Raw genomic sequence first — 17,419 nt, 5'->3', positions numbered from 1 at the left:
CCGGGAGTAAACCCAGGTTTGGTGCTGAAGAAATCGGCGCCGCTTGTTCCTGCTACGGGAGCCGCCAGCCCCGGCCCCGAGAAAGCTGTTACGCATGCCAAGCGAAGCAGCAGTCAAAGCGGAAGAGGCGTTGATTCACGTTCTTTGGATCAACGCGGGCTTGAGTTGTGACGGTGATTCGGTGGCGTTGACTGCCGCCACCCAACCCAGCATCGAGGAGATCGCGCTCGGCGCGCTTCCCGGGCTGCCCAAGATCGCCGTCCACTGGCCCCTGATCGATTTCGAGTGCGGACCCGCTGGGGGCGCTGACGATTTTTTGGAATGGTTTTTCAAGGCCGACCGGGGTGAACTCGACCCGTTCGTTCTCGTTGTCGAGGGGTCCATTCCAAATGAGCAGATCAAGGACGAGGGCTACTGGTGCGGGTTCGGCAACGACCCCGCGACCGGACAGCCGATGACGACAAGCGAATGGCTGGACCGGTTGACGCCGAAGGCAACCGCGGTCGTCGCTGTCGGCACCTGCGCCACCTACGGCGGCATCCACGCGATGGCGGGGAATCCGACGGGCGCCATGGGTGTGCCCGACTACCTCGGCTGGGATTGGAAGAGCAAGGCAGGCATCCCGATCGTCTGTGTGCCGGGCTGCCCGATCCATCCGGACAATCTCGCCGAGACGCTGACGTATCTGCTCTACATGGCGACCGATCAGGCGCCGATGATTCCGCTGGACGACGCGCTGCGGCCCAAGTGGCTGTTCGGCGCCAGCGTGCACGAGGGCTGCGACCGTGCAGGCTATTACGAGCAGGGCGATTTCGCGACCGAGTACGGATCGCCGAAATGCATTGTCAAACTGGGCTGTTGGGGACCCGTCGTCAAATGCAACGTGCCGAAACGGGGCTGGATCAACGGCATCGGCGGCTGCCCGAACGTCGGCGGCATCTGCATCGGGTGCACGATGCCCGGCTTCCCGGACAAGTTCATGCCGTTCATGGACGAGCCGCCCGGCGGCAAGGTGTCCACCACCGCATCGGGGTTATACGGCTCGGTCATCCGCAGCCTTCGCCAGGTCACGGGGCGCACCGTGGACAAGGAACCGAAGTGGCGGCATCGCGGCACGAAACTCGAAACCGGAGCGACCCGCACCTGGTAGGTGCCGGCCCTTCGGGCCGCCGCGCGTGTTTACGACATACGTTGTAGCGCTGCTCATTAGACGAAAGAGAACACTTCGATGACAACGACCATCCCCGAGCCGTCACATGTGAAGCGCGATCCCGGTCAACTGGTCGAGATGGCGTGGGATCCCATCACCCGCATCGTCGGCAGCCTTGGCATCTACACCAAGATCGACTTCGAAAACAGGGAGGTCGTCGAGTGTCACAGCACGTCGTCGATCTTCCGCGGCTATTCGATCTTCATGAAGGGCAAGGATCCTCGCGACGCGCACTTCATCACCAGCCGCATCTGCGGTATCTGCGGCGACAACCACTGCACCTGTTCGTGCTATTGCCAGAACATGGCCTACGGGGTGAAACCCCCGCACCTCGGTGAGTGGCTCATCAACCTCGGTGAGGCCGCGGAATACATGTTCGACCACAACATCTTCCAGGAGAATCTGGTCGGCGTGGACTACTGCGAGAAGATGGTGTCGGAGACCAATCCGAGTGTGCTGGCCAAGGCCGAGAACACCCAGGCACCGCACGCCGACATGCACGGCTACCGGACGATCGCCGACATCATGCGCGCGCTCAACCCGTTCACCGGGGAGTTCTACCGGGAGGCGTTGCAAGTCAGCCGGTGGACGCGAGAGATGTTCTGCCTCATGGAGGGAAGGCACGTCCACCCGTCGACGCTGTATCCCGGCGGCATCGGCACCACCGCCACGGTGCAGTTGATGACGGACTACATGACCCGGCTGATGCGGTATGTGGAGTTCATGAAGTCGGTCGTGCCGATGCACGACGACCTGTTCGACTTCTTCTACGAAGCGCTGCCCGGCTACGACCAGGTCGGGCTGCGGCGCACCCTGCTGGGCTGCTGGGGTTCGTTCCAGGATCCTGAAGTGTGCAACTTCGCCTACAAGGACATGGAGCGCTGGGGCGACGCGATGTTCGTCACACCCGGCATCGTCATCGACGGCAAGCTGCACACCCACTCACTGGTGGACATCAACCTCGGCATCCGGATCCTGTTGGGCCACAGTTACTACGACGACTGGACCGATCAGGAGATGTTCGTCAAGACCGACCCGCTCGGCAACCCGATCGACCGGCGCCATCCGTGGAACCAGCACACCAACCCGCGCCCGCAGAAGCGTGACTTCGACGACAAGTACAGCTGGGTGATGTCGCCGCGGTGGTTCGACGGCAAGGACCACCTGGCGCTGGACACCGGCGGCGGTCCGCTGGCCCGGCTGTGGGCCACCGCGCTCGCCGGCCTGGTGGACATCGGCTACGTCAAGGCCACCGGCAGCAGCGTACAGATCAACCTGCCGAAGACCGCGCTCAAAGGCCCGGTGTCGTTGGAGTGGAAGGTGCCGCAGTACGGCAGCAACACACTGGAACGCAACCGGGCCAGGACCTACTTCCAGGCCTACGCCGCGGCGTGCGCGCTGCACTTTGCGGAGAAGGCACTGACCGAGATCCGCGCGGGCCGCACCAAGACGTGGGAGCGCTTCGAGGTGCCCGACGAGGGCATCGGATGCGGCTTCACCGAGGCGGTGCGCGGCGTGCTGTCCCACCACATGGTGATTCGCGACGGCAAGATCGCGAACTACCACCCGTATCCCCCGACGCCATGGAACGCCAATCCACGCGACAGCTACGGCACTCCGGGCCCGTACGAGGATGCGGTGCAGGGCCAGCCGATCTTCGAGGAGAACGACAGGGAGCACTTCAAGGGCATCGACGTCATGCGCACGGTGCGCAGCTTCGATCCATGTCTGCCGTGCGGGGTGCACATGTACCTCGGCAAGGGTAAATCACTGGATCTGCTGCACTCCCCCACCCAATCGCTGACCGGGGAATAGCGTATGGCCCCGCCGACACTGCCAGGTCTCACCGATTCCCAGGACGACGCGCAGTGGCGCACAGCGGGCGAGCGAATCCAAACCCTGCTCGACGCGTCGTCCTCGGGCGGCGCGGTCGCGCGGGAACGCGCCGAACAACTGGTCCGTGAAGTCACCGACCTGTACGGCGCGGTGCTGGAGCGGATGATGGACGTGGCGTTGGCCGCGGATCCGGTACTGGCGGACCGGTTTGCGGCCGACGACCTGGTGGCCAGCCTGCTGCTGGTGCACGGTCTCCATCCGCACGACGTGTCGCGACGGGTGTCCGACGCGCTGGACAGTGTGCGGCCCTACCTCGGGTCGCACGGCGGCGACGTGTCACTGCTCGGCGTCGAGGACGGCGTGGTTCGGCTTCAGTTCCAGGGCAGCTGCAAGAGTTGTCCGTCGTCGTCGGTGACGCTGGAACTGGCGGTCGAGGATGCAGTGCGCGCCGCCGCACCCGAGATCACCGCGATCAAAGTGGTTGCACCAGAGACAGATCCCACCGCGGGCGTCATTCCGGCCGAGGCGCTGCTACACCGGGTGCACGGCAACGGACATCGGTGGCAGCCCGTCCCGGAACTGGCCGAACTGGCTGACGGTGAAGTCGGCGGCTTCCGGGTCGCCGGCGTCACCGCGCTGGCGTGCCGGATCGGGGATGACGTGTTCGCCTACCGCGACCGGTGTCCCAGTTGCTTCGGTGCGATGGCCGGCGCGCCACTGCGTGGTTCGGTGTTGCACTGTCCGGCGTGCGGTGCAGCCTTCGACGCCGTGCACGCGGGCGCAGGCGTGGGAGGCGACTGCCATCTCGATCCGCTGCCGGTGCTGGTGCGCGACGGCGTGCTGTCGATGGCCGTCGGTGAGGTGGTGGCCTGATGGACGGCGACGTGGTGGACGTGCTGGCCCGGATCCGTGCCGGCCGCGGAGCGCCTCAGGCCGCCGGTGAACGGTGCGAGATGTGCGCCGAGGCCATCGCCGACGAGCATCAGCATGTGGTGAATCTGGAAGGCAGACAACTGATGTGCGTCTGCCGCGGCTGCTATCTGCTGTTCACCGACACCGCGGCCGAGTTGCGCTATCGCGCCATCCCCGACCGCTACCTGGCGTTCGACGATTTCGCGCTCGACCGCCGAGCCTGGGAGGCGTTGCAGATCCCGGTCGGGTTGGCGTTCTTCTTCCACAACTCGACGCTGGGCCGGACCGTGGCGTTCTATCCCGGGCCGGCAGGCGCCACCGAATCCGAACTGGATCTGCGGGCGTGGAACGACATTCGCACCGCCGATCCCCGGGTGGACGCCATCGCCCAGGACACCGAAGCGCTGCTGGTTCGGGTACCCGAACACGAATCCGCCGAACCGCAGGCTTTTCTGGTGCCGATCGACGCCTGCTACGAATTCGTCGGCACACTACGGATGCTGTGGCGGGGGGTCGACGGCGGACAAGATGCGCGCAGATATGTCGACGAGTTCTTCGAACGTCTCGAGCGCCGCAGCAAGGTGGTCGAGGCGACATGACCGACATCACCTTCGCCGTCGTCGACGTCACGCCGGAACCCTATGCGGGGACGCCGATCCTGATGGCGCGGGTGGGCATCGCATCGGTCGCCGATGTACACGCGATCGCCCTGCGCTGTCAGGTCCGCATCGAGCCGTCGCGCCGCCAGTATTCCGACGACGAGGGCGCCGAACTGGTGGACCTGTTCGGGCCGCGCAACCGCTGGGCCGCCACCCAGCACTCGTTCCTGTGGCAGCACGCGGCCGCGATGGTGCCGGGTTTCACCGGTACCACCCAGGTGCAGCTGCCGCTGGAATGCACCTACGACTTCGAGGTGGCGGCGTCGAAGTACCTGCACGCGCTGCGCGACGGCGCCATACCGCTGCAATTTCTGTTCAGCGGAACGGTTTTCGAGCGCGGCAGCAACGGCTTCACTGTCCAGCAGGTGCCGTGGGACCGCGAGGAGCGCTACGACATGCCGGTGTCGGTGTGGCGCGATCTGATTCGGCAGCACTTCCCGAACACGGGATGGCTGCGGTTGCACCGCGACACCATCGATGCGCTGGCCGCCTACCGTTCGGCGCGCGGCCTGCTCGGCTTCGACGAGGCCATCGCCTCGCTGTTGGCGCAGAACTCGGCTGCCAGGGAGCTCTCATGACCGCCGCCTGGGACCATGCCCGCGCCGTCGCCGATGCGGTGCTCTACGAGGGGTATCTGCTGTATCCGTACCGGGCCACCTCAGGAAAGAACCAGTCGCGCTGGCAGTTTGGTGTGCTGGGACCGCAGGGCGCAGCGTCCACCGGCATCGGCGAGGAGGACGCCCTGTCCGCGCAGGTGCTGGTGCGCCCGACCGGCAGTCCGGTCCTGTCAGGGCTGGTGCGGTTCCTGCAACTGCAGCACCGGGACGCTGCTGGCACGAAATGGCTCACCTGGGACGAGGCCGTCGAATGCGAAATCGCCATCCCCCCGTTGCCGCTCACCAGTCTGCCCCGCACCGTGGACATTTCGGTGCCCGCGGGGACGGACATCGAGCACGTCGACGGGGGCAGGCTGGTGCGCACCCGCCGCGCGTTGCACGGCCAACTCGACGTCTCCGCCGAGGCCGACGGCGACCTGGTGCGAGTCTCGCTGGCCGTGCGCAACACCGCCGCACCCGCGGCCGACAAAGACGACGCGATCGCGACGTCGCTGATCGGCACCCATCTGCTTGTGGCGGTGACCGGCGGCGAGTTCGTATCGCTGCTGGAACCACCCGATTCCGCGGCCGCTGCCGCCGCGCGCTGCCGGCATCACCGGTGCTTCCCTGTGCTCGCGGGCCCACCGGATACCCGGGACCTCGTCCTGGTCTCCCCGATCATCCTCTACGACCATCCCGAGATCGCCGAACAGAGCAAGGGCGCACTGTACGACTCCACGGAGATCGACGAGATCCTCACGCTGCGGGTCATGACCATGACCGAAGAGGAGAAGGCGCAGGCCCGCGCCACCGATCCGCGTGCCGCTGAGATCATCGACCGCTGCGACGCGATGTCACCGGAGGCCATGCTGGATCTGCACGGCGTGCTGCGCGATCCGCATGGGCTGATACCCGAGGTTCCCGCGGACATGGACTGGTGGGACCCGAAGGCGGACAACGCGGTTCGCCCGGACCTTGACGCGATCGTGGTCAACGGCAGACGGGTGAGCCGCGGCAGCAGGGTGCGGCTGCATCCGTCGCGGCGAGCCGATGCCCAGGACCTCTTCTACGCCGACAGGGTCGCGCGGGTCGCCTCGGTGCACGAGGACGTCGACGGCGACCGGCACGTCGGCGTCGTCCTCGAGGACGACCCGGCCGCCGACCTGCACGACGCCTACGGCCGCTACCTGTACTTCGCACCCGATGAAGTGGAACCACTCGACGAAAGGAGTTCGACATGGACGTAGTGGGATGGGTCGCCGTGGCCGTCATCGCAGCCGTCGTCGTCGCAGGTGTGGTCGTCGGTCTCGTCAACATCCCGGACGCGCGCCGGTACATGAAGATGCGTCGGATGTGACTGTGAACGAGGTGTTCTCACGTCTCGGATTCTGGTAGCCGGGATCGGCAACATCTTCCTCGGGGACGACGGTTTCGGCCCCGAGGTGATGCGCCACGTCCCGCATCGGCTCGCGGGTCCGCGCGTCGAGTTGGTGGACTACGGCATCAAGGGCATGCACCTGGCCTACGACCTGATCGACGGCTGCGAAGCGCTGATCCTGATCGACGCGATCCCCAGTCGCGGCGCACCGGGCACCATCCACGTGTTCGAGGCCGACCACGAAAGCCTCACCGCGACCACCGGTCTGGATGCACACGCGATGGACCCCGGGGCGGTGTTCGCCAGCCTCAACGCGCTGGGCGGCACACCGCCGTACACCGTGGTGATCGGCTGCGAAGCCGCGAATGTCGACGAAGGCATCGGGCTTTCCGATGAGGTTGCCGCTGCCATTCCGGACGCCGTGCACGCGCTGGAAGACGTACTGGGCCGCTTGCTCGCACCGGTGAAGGGAGGCTGAACATGTGCCTTGGCATTCCGGGCCGCGTCATCCGCATGTTGGAGGGCTACGGCGACCAACTCGCCCTGGTCGACGTCGCCGGTGAGCAACGCAAGGTCAACGTGGGGATGTTGCCGGAGGAGACGTTCGAGCCCGGCGACTGGGTGATCATCCACATGGGGTTCGTCGTCGAAAAGACCGACAAAGCGGGCGCCGACGCGGCGATGGAGGGCTTGGAACTGATGGGCAGAGCCCGCGAAACCGAGACGTCGCCATGACCACCCGGCGCCGGTTGCGTGTCTGCGTGCACGGGGTGGTCCAGGGAGTCGGCTTCCGCCCGTTCGTCTACGCATGCGCGGCCGCCCTGGGATTGTCAGGGTCGGTACGCAACGACACCACCGGTGCCGTCATCGAGATCGAGGGCGACACGACAGACCTCGAGCGCTTCCTGGTGTGGCTACGCGACAGCCCACCGCCGCTCTCGGTCATCGAATCGATTGAGAGTCAGGACATCCCGCTCGTCGGTGGCACCGGGTTCACCATCGCCGATACCACGCGGGCAGGCGGTGGCCGCACACTGGCCTCCCCCGACGTCGCGATGTGCGCCGACTGCGCCGCCGAATTGCGCGACCCGACCGACCGGCGCTACCGCCACCCGTTCATCAACTGCACCAACTGCGGCCCCCGCTTCACGATCATCGCCGGCCTGCCCTACGACCGCGCCACCACCACGATGGCGAAATTCCCGATGTGCGCCGAATGCGCCAGGGAGTACACCGATCCCACCGACCGACGGTTCCACGCCCAGCCGGTGTGCTGCCCGAATTGCGGGCCGCAACTGCGCTACACCGACGACTCCCGGGTGACCGACGGCGACGACGCCCTGGTGTCGGCGCGGCACCTGTTGCGTTCCGGCGGCATCCTGGCGATCAAGGGTGTCGGCGGCTACCACCTGGCCTGCGACGCCGGCGACGAGCAGGCGGTCGCCGAACTGCGGCGGCGAAAGCGGCGCGGCGACAAGCCGTTCGCGGTGATGGTCCCCGACCTGGCCACGGCGCGTGCCGTCGCGCACGTCGACGATGCGTCGGCGCGGTTGTTGACAGGGCCGCAGCGGCCGATCGTGCTGATGCCGCGTCGGCATGGTGCAGCGGTCGCCGATGCGGTGGCGCCGCGCAATCCCGACCTCGGCGTGATGACCGCCTACACGCCGCTGCACACGCTGCTGTTCGGGCTGCCCGGCGACCCGGACGGCCCTCGTGTGCTGGTGATGACGTCGGGCAATCTGGCGAGTGAACCGATCTGCTTCACCGACGACGATGCGCGCCAGCGGCTTTCCCAACTGGCCGACGGCTGGTTGTGGCACGATCGGGAGATCCTGGTGCCGTGCGACGACTCCGTGGTGCGAGTGGTGGGCACCCAGGAGTTGGCGATCCGGCGGTCCCGCGGGTACGCGCCACTGCCGATCGCGCTCCCGGTCGCGGTGCCGCCCACCATGGCGGTCGGGGCGGACCTGAAGAACACGATGGCCGTCGCCGACGGCAAGTACGCGTGGCTGAGCCAGCACATCGGCGACATGGACGACCTGGCGACGCTGTCCGCCTTCGATGCCGCGCAGCGGCACTTGCGCGAACTGACCGCCGTCGAACCGGAAATGCTGGTGGCCGACGCCCATCCGCTGTACCGGTCGACCGCGTGGGCGCACCGCAACGCCGCGGGCCTGCCCGTGCGGACCGTGCAACACCACCACGCGCACATCGCCGCGGTGATGGCCGAACACGGCCTCGACGAGTCGCAGCAGGTGCTCGGTTTCGCGTTCGACGGGACGGGCTACGGACCAGACGCGGCGGTGTGGGGTGGCGAGGTGCTGCTCGCCACCTACAAGGGCTACCGACGGCTGGCACACCTGTCGTATGTACCGCTCGCCGGCGGCGATGTCAGCGTGTTACGGCCGTACCGGATGGCGCTCGCCCACTTGTGGTCCGCTGAAATCCCTTGGGACGAGGACTTACCGCCGGTGGCCGCATGCCCGGCCGACGAGCAACGAGTGCTGCAACACCAACTCGACACCGGCCTGGGATGTGTGCCGACCTCCAGCATGGGCCGTTTGTTCGACGCGGTGTCCGCGCTCATCGGCGTACGGCAGCTGGTGGCCTACGAAGCCCAGGCGGCCATCGAGTTGGAGGGCCTGTCCCGTGGCGTCGACTGCGGCGCGGGCGGCTACGCCTTCGATGTGCGCGACGACGTGATCGACCCGCGACCCGTGCTCCGCGCGGTGGTCGGCGACCGGCGCGCCGGCGTCCCTGCAGGCGTGATCGGTGCTCGGTTCCATCGCGCCGTCGCCGACCTGATCGTCGCCATTGCCGTCGCGGCACGTGACGCCGCACCAACCGTCGCGTTGTCCGGCGGGGTGTTCCAGAACGCGCTGCTGCTGCAGTTGACGTTGGATAGCTTGCAGGCCGAGGGAATCGACGCGATCACGCACCGCGCGGTGCCACCCAACGACGGCGGTATCGCGTTGGGCCAACTGATGGTGGGTACCAGCGGATGACGTTGTTCGAGCAGTACGCCTATCCGCCGAACGAGCTCGGCTACTGCGGGCCTGCGGGCGGCGACGCATCCGGGTTGGCCGCACACGCCAGGGAGTTCGACGGCGCCTGGCCCTACCTGTCGGTCATCGCCGACGCGGTCGGCGTCTGCGATCCCCTCGACGACGAGATCGTCGGTAGCTACTGGGTGGGCGGCCCGGCGCTGGCGAAGGTGGATCCCACCGATCTGCTGGCAACGCTGCGCGCATCGTTCACCGGGCAGGTCACCGGACTGCTCGATGCGGTCATGCCTGGCCCGGGTGTGTTGGCGCATCACAGTTTCCACGTGTTCGTGGTGTATCCGTGGCTGCGGTTCCTCGACCGCGATCCCGCGACGGCGCTTGGCGTGATGCAGGACTGCCGGATCCGCTGGGGAACCGTCGAATCGGTCGACGGCGACCGGGTGGTGATCGCGTCGCCGCCGCTGCGATTCGCCGGCGGGATGCTCACCCTCGGTCCGCCGCAACCCGAGCGGGTGCAGTGGCGCAAGGGTGGGTTGACTCTGACCGACACTCCCGAGCGGGGGTCGATCGTTGCCGCGCATTGGAATTGGGTGTGCCAGACGCTCACCGATGACCAGTGCACCGCATTGGAATCCGCCACATCGGCCACGCTCGACGTGGTGAACAGTTTGAGGGGAGAGCGAAGATGACGACGACGCAACTCGGGGGGTCGTACATCGGCGTCGAGTTGTCCGCCGACCTGGCCGCCGCAGCACTGGATTTGGCTCGCAGATTCCACGACGGCGCCACGTTGTGGGTGATCGCGCCGCAGTGGGAGCCGCACGCCCACCATGTCGCCGTCGAGTTCGTCCATCCGGTGATCGTGGGTAAACGGGCGCTGCCGTCCGTGGCGCTGGTCGACCCGGACCCCGTCGCGCAGGCCAGGGTCGCCAGTCAGCCGGGTGATCTGCTGATCGCGGTGGCGTCCGCGGACCAGCCCGCGGTCGTCGACGCGATGCGGCGCGCACCCGCGTGGGGTGTGCTCACGCTGTGGATCGGTTCGGGGCCGCGACCGCCCGCGGGTGCGGCCGACCACGTCTTGTGGATCGACTCCGACGACCCGATGGTGCCCGCCACGGGCACCTTCGTGCTGATGTATCACCTGCTGTGGGAGCTCACCCATGTCTGCTTCGAACACCCAGGACTGCTCAAACCGCAAGCAGCAGAAGAGGTGTGCGTGACGTGCAGCGACGAGGGGCGATTGGGCGAAGTGGTGCTCGAGCCTGTCGACGGCCAGGCGCTCGTGCGCACCGCAGGCGGTGAGGAGTGGGTGGACACCACGATCCTCGGCGAGGCGCGGGTCAACGACCTGATCCTGGTCCACGCCGGAGCGGCGATCACACGTCTGGAGGTCAACGCATGACGACTCACGAGAACACGGGTTTTCTGTATCCGTTCATCGACTCCGAGGAGAGCGACGCCACCAGCCTGCTCGACGACCTGGCCGCGTCAGCCCGCGGCAAGGCCGCTGAAAGCGCACGGCTGCAACAGGACTCGCTCGACGAGTACTCGGACGCGCTGACCGCGGCGGGTATTGCGGCCGCAGAGCGGTTCCTACGCGGCGGCAGGCTCTACACGCTCGGCAACGGTGGCAGTTCCACCGACGCCGCGACGCTGGCGACGCTGTTCAGTCGGCCTGCGCGCGGCCGCCCGGTGGCGGCGTGGTCGCTGGCCGCCGACGAAGCGGTGGTGACCGCGCTGGGTAACGACGTCGGGTTCGATCTGATCTTCAAGCGCCAGATCATCGCGCACGCACGGGATCGCGATGTGGCCATCGCATTGTCCACGTCGGGCAACTCCGAAGACCTGATGACCGCGATCGGCGAGGCGAAGCGGCGCGGGCTGCTGACCATCGGGTTCTCCGGACACGATGGCGGCAGGATGGCCGCCGCCGACGAATTCGACTTCTGCTACACGGTGCATTCGCAGAGCATTCACCGCATTCAGGAAAGCCACGCGATGCTCGGGTACCGGTTGTGGTCGGTCACCCAGGAGCACATGGCGCGCCCGATGTCGGGGGCACGCGCATGAGCACCACCGCAGACCGCGAAGACCGGGTGCTGGAACGGATCGACAAGTTTCGCCAGCGCAGACCGCGGCTGCTCGACGACGTGGTGACGCTCGCGCACGGCGCGGGTGGCAAGTCGTCGGCCGCGCTCGTCGACGCGGTGTTCCTCGAGGCGTTCCGCAACGACGAACTCGAACAACTCGGCGATGCCGCGGCGCTACGCACATCGTCGGGCGAACGACTCGCCTTCTCGACCGACTCGTATGTCGTTTCCCCGCGGCGCTTTCCTGGCGGCTCCGTCGGCCACGTCGCGGTGCACGGCACCATCAACGACCTCGCGGTGTCAGGCGCCAGGCCGCAATGGCTGTCGGCGGCGTTCGTCATCGAGGAAGGGTTTCCGATCGCCGAACTCCGCGAGATCGTCGCCGACATGAGCGAGGCCGCGGCCAATGCCGGCGTGCAGATCGTCACCGGCGACACCAAAGTCGTGGGCAAGGGCGCCGCCGACGGCGTCTACATCTGCACCGCGGGCGTTGGCGTGATCCCCGACGGCAGGCAGTTGTCCCGAGAAAGCGTCGTGCCCGGCGACAAGGTGCTGCTGTCCGGGACCATCGGCGAACACGGGATGGCCGTCATGCTGGCCCGTGGCGACCTGGCCATCGACGCCGATATCGCGTCCGACACCGCGCCGGTGCATGAACTCGTCGAAATCCTGTGCGCTGCAGCACCGTCCACGCGGTGGATGCGCGATGCGACTCGCGGCGGCGTCGGCACCGTCGCCAACGAACTGGTGAAGGACCGCCCGTTCGCGGTCATCCTCGACGAGGCCGCGCTGCCCTTGCAACCGCAGGTGCTCGGAGCCTGCGACATGCTCGGCATCGACCCGCTGTACGTGGCGAACGAGGGCAAGTTCGTCGCGATAGTCGCCGCTGAGGAGGCGGACGTGGCGGTGGCCGCGCTGCGCGAACATCCGCAAGGCGCCGACGCCGCGGTGGTCGGCGAGATTGTGCCCGAACCGCCCGGGATCGTCGCGCTGAGAACGTCTTTCGGCGGCAGCCGGATCGTCGACATGCTCGTTGGCGACCCGCTGCCCCGGATCTGCTGAGAGGAGACCGGCCATGTGTCTTGGAATACCGGGCCAGGTCGTCGACATCGTCGACGCCGAACAATCGCTGGCCAAGGTCGACGTCAACGGGGTCCGGCGCACCATCAGCGTGCGCCTACTCGCCGACGACAACCTGCAGGTCGGCGACTGGGTGCTGGTGCACGTCGGCTTCGCGATGGCGAAGATCGACGAGCGCGAGGCGGCGCTGACGCTCGACCAGGTGCAGAAGATGGGCGAGAACTATCAGCAAGAGATCGACGCGTTCAACGAATCCGAAATCGCTTGAGAGGCTTGACATGAAGTTCGTCGACGAATTCCGCGACCCGGCCGCGGCGCGCGCGTTGGTCAAATCGATCACCGAGTTGGCCGGCGGTGACGAGTTCAAGTTCATGGAGGTGTGCGGCGGCCACACGCACACCATCTACCGGCACGGCATCGAACACCTGCTGCCCGAAACGGTCGAGCTGGTGCACGGACCCGGCTGCCCGGTATGCGTGATTCCGATGGGCCGGGTGGACGATGCGATGTGGCTGGCCGAACAACCCGGCGTGATCTTCACCACGTTCGGCGACATGATGCGCGTGCCCGGGTCGAGGGGAAACCTGATCGAGGCCAAGGCCCGCGGCGCCGACGTGCGGTTCGTGTACTCGCCGCTGGACGCACTCAAGGTAGCGCTGGACAACCCCGACCGGCACGTGGTGTTCTTCGCGGTCGGCTTCGAGACGACGGCCCCGTCGACCGCGGTCACGCTTGTCCGGGCGCGCGCGATGGGGGTGCGCAACTTCAGCGTGTTCTGCAACCACGTCACGATCGTGCCGCCGATCAAGGCCATCCTCGAGTCGCCCGATCTGCGGCTGTCGGGATTCCTCGGGCCGGGCCACGTGTCCACCGTGGTGGGCCTGCGGCCGTACCGGTTTGTGCCGCAGGTGTACGGAAAACCCATGGTAGTGGCCGGATTCGAGCCGCTCGACATCCTGGCCTCGGTGCACATGCTGCTGCAGCAGATCCGCGACGGCCGGTGCGAGGTGGAGAACCAGTACACCCGGGTGGTGCGACCGGAGGGCAACACACAGGCGTTGAAGCTGATGGCCGAGACGTTCGAGTTGCGGCCCCACTTCGAGTGGCGCGGACTGGGATTCATCTCGCAGAGCGCGCTGAAGGTGCACCCCGACTACGCGGAGTTCGACGCCGAACGCAAATTCGACATGCCCGGCGTTCGGGTCGCCGACCCCAAGGCATGCCAATGCGGTGAAGTGCTCAAGGGCGTGATCAAACCGTGGGAGTGCAAGGTGTTCGGCACCGCCTGCACGCCGGAGACGCCGATCGGCACCTGCATGGTGTCGCCGGAGGGCGCGTGCGCGGCTTACTACAACTTCGGCAGGCTGCACCGCGAGACCGCGCAGTTGTTGGGCCAGCGCTGACGAAGCGCTTGTAGGCGGCGCGGCGGGGGTAACCACTGCACAGGTCACTGTGAGGAGTTGCCATGACCAAGCCAGAGGAAAAAGGATCGCGGGACACCGGATCAGACGAGCCGTCCGGCGGGCCCGCAGACCGGCCGTCCGGCGCATACGAGGGCGATCGGTCCGTACCCCAATACGGCGAAGAGGGTGAGCCCGACTTCGAGACGGGCTTCACCAACGAGCCGCCGCGCGACGTCGAACCCGAAGTGCCGCCCTACGAGGGCCGCAAGACGTCGACAGACTAGCGATTCCGCCGAAAGGTTCGTGACCGTCGGCGCGCGGGACGCTAACGGGTAGATCGCGACACGGTATCGGGCTGCTATCGACCGACGATCGGGCAGTCCAAATTGTCACTTCCGTCACTATCGTCACAGGCTACGTCAACGCACTTCGCTGACGTCGCGTAATTGCCGGAAGGTGACATGCTCGCTGGAGCCCGACTTGCATCAGCGATGGTTGCTAATGCAACCACCGTTATCGTGATCGCCTCGTTGACGGTGATCCCAACCGCCGCTGCCGACCCTTGCACACCCTCGAGTGCCGGCCCGTCGACGCAATCGACAGCACCGAGGCTAACGATCCCGAGTCTGCCCAAGTTGCCCGTCCTGCACCTGCCGATCGGGCGCATGCCGTCCATCCTGTTGGGCCGAACGAGTCCCAACGCCGACCCCGCCAAGACGACCGTGGACGGTGTCGCGCCCAACATCCTGCCCGCACCGGCACCCAAAGTCGCCAAAGCATCGACCGCAGGCTGGATCACCGGACCGAATACGCAGTCCTCCAGCCGGTTCCGGATATCCGGCGCAGACCTCGGAATCATCTGGGACAACGGGCAATCCGGCCCCAACAACCAGGTGCTGATCGCGTTCGGGGATACCTTCGGCGACTGCAGTGCCGCCGATCAGGAGTGGCGGAAGAATACGCTTTTCCGCAGTGCGGACCGCAACCTGGCCGACGGTATGGACATCCCCGACGCACGATTCAACAACATCTATGCGGGCTCTCCCGTCGACCCCAATCGTCCGATGCCGAACTTCTCCCGACAGGTGGTCGCCAGCCTCAACCTCGCGGCCACAGAGGTCACAATCATTCCGACAGCCGGAATATCCGTCGGCACAACCCAATACGTGAACTTCATGTCGGTAAGCAGTTGGGGCAGCCCCGGACAGTGGTCGACCAACTTCTCGGCCGTCGCCGCGTCCACCGACAACGGCGAGAACTGGACTGTGCCCACGTCGAGTATTCGACCGGCCTGGTTCAACTCGGTGCCGAACGTTCCGTTCGTGTGGGGCTACCAGAACTTCCAGATGGGCGCATATCTACGCGCCAACGGCTACGTGTACGCGTACGGGACGACTCCGGGCCGCGGCGGTGCACCGTTCCTGTCGCGGGTGGCGGAGAGTTCGGTGGCTGACCTATCCGCCTACGAGTACTACACACCGTTCGGATGGCTGAAGAACATGCCATTCCTTGCGATACAAGTGGTTTGGGCCCCCGGCAGTGAGATGTCGGTGGCCTGGAACGACTTCCTCAAGAAATTCGTGATGCTCTACACCGACACCGTCAGCAATGTCGTGATGCGGACCGCGGACAAGCCGGAGGGCCCATGGAGTAAGCCGGCGACCGTCGTGGCGTCGACAGCCGTTCCCGGCGGCATATATGCCCCGTACATCCATCCATGGTCCAGCGGGCAGGACCTCTACTTCACGTTGTCGCTGTGGTCCAACTACAGCGTGATGTTGATGCGCACGACGTTGGGTTAGCGATCTGTGCACGTTTTGGAGCGACGCACACAGATCACCACTGGTCGCGCGGGACGTCGAAGTCCGCGCACAGCGCACGCCAGACGTCGCGCGGGTCGACGCCGTCCTCGATGGCCTGGGCCGCGGTGCGGCCCCCGAATCCCGACAACGCGTGGTCGACGAGCATCGATGCGCCGCGCACCGGCCCGAACTGGCCTTCGACGAGTTCGTTGAATTCGGTCAACCGCACGCGACCAATTTACGCCGACGACGCAAGCGCTTCATGGCACACCCGTACCGGATCTGTGACGTCGGCGATGCTCGCCCCGCCGTGCCGAGCCGCGTCACGGTACCGCGGCGACGACAACACCGCACCGACAGCGGCCACCAGCGATTCCGGGGTCAACGGCCGGACCAGCTGCGCACTACCTTGGCGCACAAGACGATTCGCGATCTCCCACTGATCGCCGCCGCCCGGCACCACCACCATCGGCACACCCGCGAGCAGTGCCTTGGCCACCAGTCCGTGGCCACCCCCGCAGATCACCAGATCGGCGTGCGCCAGCAGTTCGTCCTGCCTGCCCATCCCGACCACCGCCCACGGCGGCACGGCCAGGTCGGGTCCGCCCAGCCGGGACACGGCGATCCGGGCGCCGTCGGGCAGCGTCTCCCCCGGTCGTAACGTCTCGAGCGCCATCTCCGCCAGACCGCCGGCACCCGTCACGGCCGTCGACGGCGCCACCACCAGCAGCGGGCCGGCGCCCGCGGGCACCTGCAGCACCGCGTCGGTCGGTTCGAAATGCAGCGGGCCCACCACCTTGGCCTCCTCCGGCCAGTCCGGCCGCGGAACTTCGAGCGCCGGCAACGTCGCGATCAGCCTCCGCCGCGGCCCGGGATCGCGGGCGGGCAAACCGATTTCGGCTCTAGCCGCCTCCCGCTGCCGCAGCCCCCGCCGCCAGGACCGGGCGGTCAGCGCCCGCATCACGGCATCGCGCGTCTTGCCGCGCAACCCGACGCCAGGAGCCAGGCCGCTGCCCAGCGGCGGCAGCCCCTTCGACGGCCGGTACAGCGGAGAGGGGTTGAGCTCGACCCACGGCAGCCCCAGCAGATCGGCGGCCAAGCCGCCGCACGCGGTGATCACATCGGAGACCACCAGCTCAGGCGCCAAATCACGCAGCAGGGGCGCGTTCAGCACCGCCATCCGGGCGGCCCGCTGGTGGATCTTCGCCCCGGCATCGCTGTCGTCGTCTACCGAGGTGGGGTCGAGCCCTTCGAGTTCGACCGCGTGCACCCCCGCACGGCGGGCTGCCTCCAACCGCTGCGGGCCCGTGAGCAGCGTCGGGGTGTCGCCCGCGGCCACGAACTTCAGGCACAGCGCAATGGCAGGAAAAGCGTGCCCGGGATCCGGCCCGGCAACCACGGCGACCCGCACGCGCTTACCCTGCCACAGCCGCCGGGGATTAGGCTGG

General features: G+C 67.0%; 19 protein-coding genes. 17 read left to right on the top strand and 2 right to left on the bottom strand.

Annotated features, from left to right (window positions below):
• The first annotated feature begins 94 nt into the window (after positions 1–94).
• From C1A30_RS17820 to C1A30_RS17740, 17 genes are all read left to right on the top strand, one after another.
• The gene (locus C1A30_RS17820) at positions 95–1,150 is read left to right on the top strand and encodes a hydrogenase expression protein HypE (RefSeq protein WP_101949515.1); all 1,056 of its coding nucleotides are present in this window, start codon (positions 95–97) and stop codon (positions 1,148–1,150) included.
• Positions 1,151–1,228: 78 nt separating this feature from the next.
• A complete protein-coding gene (locus tag C1A30_RS17815) occupies positions 1,229–3,025 on the top strand; it encodes a nickel-dependent hydrogenase large subunit (RefSeq protein ID WP_101949514.1) in 1,797 nt (598 codons plus the stop codon).
• A 3-nt stretch (positions 3,026–3,028) separates the two neighbouring features.
• Positions 3,029–3,919, top strand: coding sequence for a NifU family protein (locus C1A30_RS17810; protein ID WP_101949513.1), 891 nt, complete (start codon positions 3,029–3,031; stop codon positions 3,917–3,919).
• Entirely contained in the window at positions 3,919–4,557 is a 639-nt protein-coding gene (locus C1A30_RS17805) for a DUF5947 family protein (protein WP_101949512.1), read from the top strand. Before C1A30_RS17810 ends, C1A30_RS17805 begins: the two co-directional genes overlap by 1 nt.
• Positions 4,554–5,195, top strand: a complete 642-nt coding sequence (locus C1A30_RS17800) for a DUF6084 family protein (protein ID WP_101949511.1) — start codon at positions 4,554–4,556, stop codon at positions 5,193–5,195. Before C1A30_RS17805 ends, C1A30_RS17800 begins: the two co-directional genes overlap by 4 nt.
• Positions 5,192–6,460, top strand: coding sequence for a hypothetical protein (locus C1A30_RS17795; RefSeq protein ID WP_101949510.1), 1,269 nt, complete (start codon positions 5,192–5,194; stop codon positions 6,458–6,460). Before C1A30_RS17800 ends, C1A30_RS17795 begins: the two co-directional genes overlap by 4 nt.
• A 138-nt stretch (positions 6,461–6,598) precedes the next feature.
• The gene (locus tag C1A30_RS17790; protein ID WP_101949509.1) at positions 6,599–7,069 is read left to right on the top strand and encodes a hydrogenase maturation protease; all 471 of its coding nucleotides are present in this window, start codon (positions 6,599–6,601) and stop codon (positions 7,067–7,069) included.
• Between the two features lie 2 nt (positions 7,070–7,071).
• A complete protein-coding gene (locus C1A30_RS17785; protein WP_101949508.1) occupies positions 7,072–7,326 on the top strand; it encodes a HypC/HybG/HupF family hydrogenase formation chaperone in 255 nt (84 codons plus the stop codon).
• Positions 7,323–9,596 (top strand): carbamoyltransferase HypF, encoded by a 2,274-nt coding sequence (gene hypF / locus C1A30_RS17780; RefSeq protein WP_101949507.1) that lies wholly within the window; start codon positions 7,323–7,325, stop codon positions 9,594–9,596. The genes C1A30_RS17785 and hypF overlap by 4 nt, the downstream gene beginning before the upstream one ends.
• The gene (locus tag C1A30_RS17775) at positions 9,593–10,285 is read left to right on the top strand and encodes a DUF6390 family protein (protein ID WP_101949506.1); all 693 of its coding nucleotides are present in this window, start codon (positions 9,593–9,595) and stop codon (positions 10,283–10,285) included. The genes hypF and C1A30_RS17775 overlap by 4 nt, the downstream gene beginning before the upstream one ends.
• Entirely contained in the window at positions 10,282–10,998 is a 717-nt protein-coding gene (locus C1A30_RS17770) for a HypC/HybG/HupF family hydrogenase formation chaperone (RefSeq protein ID WP_101949505.1), read from the top strand. The genes C1A30_RS17775 and C1A30_RS17770 overlap by 4 nt, the downstream gene beginning before the upstream one ends.
• A complete protein-coding gene (locus C1A30_RS17765) occupies positions 10,995–11,666 on the top strand; it encodes an SIS domain-containing protein (protein WP_101949504.1) in 672 nt (223 codons plus the stop codon). The genes C1A30_RS17770 and C1A30_RS17765 overlap by 4 nt, the downstream gene beginning before the upstream one ends.
• Positions 11,663–12,748 carry a hydrogenase expression/formation protein HypE gene (gene hypE, locus C1A30_RS17760; protein ID WP_101949503.1) on the top strand — a complete coding sequence of 362 codons (1,086 nt, stop codon included), beginning with the start codon at positions 11,663–11,665 and terminating at the stop codon, positions 12,746–12,748. The genes C1A30_RS17765 and hypE overlap by 4 nt, the downstream gene beginning before the upstream one ends.
• Before the next feature lie 13 nt (positions 12,749–12,761).
• A complete protein-coding gene (locus C1A30_RS17755; protein WP_101949502.1) occupies positions 12,762–13,034 on the top strand; it encodes a HypC/HybG/HupF family hydrogenase formation chaperone in 273 nt (90 codons plus the stop codon).
• Positions 13,035–13,044: 10 nt separating this feature from the next.
• The gene (gene hypD / locus C1A30_RS17750) at positions 13,045–14,169 is read left to right on the top strand and encodes a hydrogenase formation protein HypD (protein ID WP_101949501.1); all 1,125 of its coding nucleotides are present in this window, start codon (positions 13,045–13,047) and stop codon (positions 14,167–14,169) included.
• A 62-nt stretch (positions 14,170–14,231) separates the two neighbouring features.
• Entirely contained in the window at positions 14,232–14,453 is a 222-nt protein-coding gene (locus C1A30_RS17745) for a hypothetical protein (RefSeq protein ID WP_235009960.1), read from the top strand.
• Positions 14,454–14,804: 351 nt separating this feature from the next.
• Positions 14,805–15,971 (top strand): DUF4185 domain-containing protein, encoded by a 1,167-nt coding sequence (locus C1A30_RS17740; protein ID WP_235009958.1) that lies wholly within the window; start codon positions 14,805–14,807, stop codon positions 15,969–15,971.
• 34 nt (positions 15,972–16,005) lie between these two features.
• Here the strand turns inward: C1A30_RS17740 and C1A30_RS17735 are convergent, their stop codons facing one another.
• Together C1A30_RS17735 and C1A30_RS17730 are read right to left on the bottom strand one after the other, a co-directional pair.
• Positions 16,006–16,200 (bottom strand): DUF3046 domain-containing protein, encoded by a 195-nt coding sequence (locus tag C1A30_RS17735; RefSeq protein ID WP_101949499.1) that lies wholly within the window; start codon positions 16,198–16,200, stop codon positions 16,006–16,008.
• A gap of 9 nt (positions 16,201–16,209) precedes the next feature.
• Entirely contained in the window at positions 16,210–17,382 is a 1,173-nt protein-coding gene (locus C1A30_RS17730) for a glycosyltransferase (RefSeq protein ID WP_101949498.1), read from the bottom strand.
• Positions 17,383–17,419 lie beyond the last annotated feature (37 nt).

The sequence above is a fragment of the Mycobacterium sp. 3519A genome (assembly GCF_900240945.1).
Taxonomy (GTDB): Bacteria; Actinomycetota; Actinomycetes; order Mycobacteriales; family Mycobacteriaceae; genus Mycobacterium.
The sequence above is the reverse complement of the archived record's forward strand: the minus strand, read 5'-3'. Positions and strand labels throughout refer to the sequence as shown.

Excerpts from the sequence above, each read along its gene's own strand:
- C1A30_RS17765 (WP_101949504.1), top strand. The coding sequence starts at position 10,995 with ATGACGACTCACGAGAACACGGGTTTTCTGTATCCGTTCATCGACTCC.
- C1A30_RS17810 (WP_101949513.1), top strand. The coding sequence starts at position 3,029 with ATGGCCCCGCCGACACTGCCAGGTCTCACCGATTCCCAGGACGACGCG.
- hypF (WP_101949507.1), top strand. The coding sequence starts at position 7,323 with ATGACCACCCGGCGCCGGTTGCGTGTCTGCGTGCACGGGGTGGTCCAG.
- C1A30_RS17775 (WP_101949506.1), top strand. The coding sequence starts at position 9,593 with ATGACGTTGTTCGAGCAGTACGCCTATCCGCCGAACGAGCTCGGCTAC.
- C1A30_RS17795 (WP_101949510.1), top strand. The coding sequence starts at position 5,192 with ATGACCGCCGCCTGGGACCATGCCCGCGCCGTCGCCGATGCGGTGCTC.
- C1A30_RS17800 (WP_101949511.1), top strand. The coding sequence starts at position 4,554 with ATGACCGACATCACCTTCGCCGTCGTCGACGTCACGCCGGAACCCTAT.
- hypE (WP_101949503.1), top strand. The coding sequence starts at position 11,663 with ATGAGCACCACCGCAGACCGCGAAGACCGGGTGCTGGAACGGATCGAC.
- C1A30_RS17785 (WP_101949508.1), top strand. The coding sequence starts at position 7,072 with ATGTGCCTTGGCATTCCGGGCCGCGTCATCCGCATGTTGGAGGGCTAC.
- C1A30_RS17805 (WP_101949512.1), top strand. The coding sequence starts at position 3,919 with ATGGACGGCGACGTGGTGGACGTGCTGGCCCGGATCCGTGCCGGCCGC.
- hypD (WP_101949501.1), top strand. The coding sequence starts at position 13,045 with ATGAAGTTCGTCGACGAATTCCGCGACCCGGCCGCGGCGCGCGCGTTG.
- C1A30_RS17820 (WP_101949515.1), top strand. The coding sequence starts at position 95 with ATGCCAAGCGAAGCAGCAGTCAAAGCGGAAGAGGCGTTGATTCACGTT.
- C1A30_RS17815 (WP_101949514.1), top strand. The coding sequence starts at position 1,229 with ATGACAACGACCATCCCCGAGCCGTCACATGTGAAGCGCGATCCCGGT.
- C1A30_RS17755 (WP_101949502.1), top strand. The coding sequence starts at position 12,762 with ATGTGTCTTGGAATACCGGGCCAGGTCGTCGACATCGTCGACGCCGAA.
- C1A30_RS17745 (WP_235009960.1), top strand. The coding sequence starts at position 14,232 with ATGACCAAGCCAGAGGAAAAAGGATCGCGGGACACCGGATCAGACGAG.
- C1A30_RS17770 (WP_101949505.1), top strand. The coding sequence starts at position 10,282 with ATGACGACGACGCAACTCGGGGGGTCGTACATCGGCGTCGAGTTGTCC.